The following is a 1,516-nucleotide window of genomic DNA, read 5'->3' on the forward strand; positions in this document are numbered from 1 at the left end:
GGGGATTCCCATTCGGAGATCCCGAGTTCTTAGTCTCCGTGCGACTCCCTCGGGCTTTTCGCAGCTTGGCACGTCCGTCGTCGGCTCTCGAGCCGAGCCATTCACCAGCCAGTACAGTAGCCAGTTTGAGTGTCGTGTGTTACTGGTCTGTTGTGTACAGTGGTTGCTGTTGCAGTTGCAAGTTAAGTTGCTCTTGCTGTTTGGTGATCTGAGACGTCCACGTGTGATCCGTTCGGTTGAACGGGTTCAGTGGGCGTCTGGATTGCGTGCGTACAATGGTCGTCATTGAACGTCCGGTGGCGGCCGGAGCGTTCGTCGAACCCTTCCCATCCGCGCTTTCACGGGATGGTGCATCAGTTCGTGTCCACTCCAGTCGAGTGTGTGCCCACACTTAAGGGGCACGTTCTGTGTCGAGTGGAGTGGGGGATGGACCCGCTGGGATTTGAACCCAGGGCGTCCTCCTTGCAAAGGAGGTGCTCTACCGCTGAGCTACGGGCCCAGTTAGCCTTGATGGTTCTAAGGTGCCTGTCTGGTGGGTGTGAGCCACGATCGGGGCCAGGCGATGAGTGAAAGTTGAGCCACCCCGTCGGGGTGGTCTCGGTCTGTAGGAGGTGATCCAGCCGCAGATTCCCCTACGGCTACCTTGTTACGACTTAAGCCCCCTTGCGAAGCCCAGATTCGACTGTGGTGACACAGCCTCATCCGGACCTCACTCGGGTGCTTTGACGGGCGGTGTGTGCAAGGAGCAGGGACGTATTCGCCGCCCTCTTGTGAAAGGCGACTACTACCGAATCCAGCTTCGTGAGGGCGAGTTTCAGCCCTCAGTCCGAACTACGACCAGGTTTCGGAGATTAGCGCCCTCTTTCGAGGTTGCAACCCATTGTCCTGGCCATTGTAGCCCGCGTGTAGCCCAGCTCATTCGGGGCATACTGACCTACCGTTGCCCGTTCCTTCCTCCAGTTTGGCACTGGCAGTCCTCCTAATGTACCCAGCCAGTCGGAACTGCTGCTGGCAATTAGGAGTGCGGGTCTCGCTCGTTGCCTGACTTAACAGGACGCCTCACGGTACGAGCTGACGGCGGCCATGCACCTCCTCTCTACAGCGTCGTGGCGAGGTCATCAACCTGACCGTCATCACTGTAGTCGGAGCTGGTGAGATGTCCGGCGTTGAGTCCAATTAAACCGCAGGCTCCTCCGGTTGTAGTGCTCCCCCGCCAATTCCTTTAAGTTTCATCCTTGCAGACGTACTTCCCAGGCGGTTCGCTTCTCGGCTTCCCTACGGCACAACACAGGCGCGTAGCCTGTGTCACACCTAGCGAACATCGTTTACGGCTAGGACTACCCGGGTATCTAATCCGGTTCGAGACCCTAGCTTTCGTCCCTCACTGTCGGATCCGTTTTCTCGAGGTGCTTTCGCCATCGGTGGTCCGTCCGGGATTACGGGATTTCACTCCTACCCCGGACGTACCCCTCGAGCCTTCCGGTCCCAAGCCTCGGAGTTTCCGCCGGACGCCCAC

General features: G+C 58.6%; 1 tRNA gene and 2 rRNA genes. All 3 read right to left on the reverse strand.

Annotated elements, in window-relative coordinates:
• Nucleotides 1-129, reverse strand: a 23S ribosomal RNA gene (locus RBH22_RS17730); the annotation flags it as partial.
• A 298-nt stretch (nt 130-427) separates the two neighbouring features.
• A tRNA-Ala gene (locus RBH22_RS17735) sits at nt 428-499 on the reverse strand.
• 107 nt (nt 500-606) lie between these two features.
• A 16S ribosomal RNA gene (locus tag RBH22_RS17740) occupies nt 607-1,516 on the reverse strand; the annotation flags it as partial.

The sequence above is a fragment of the Halobellus sp. H-GB7 genome (assembly GCF_030848585.1).
Classification (GTDB): Archaea; Halobacteriota; Halobacteria; order Halobacteriales; family Haloferacaceae; genus Haloquadratum; species Haloquadratum inordinatus.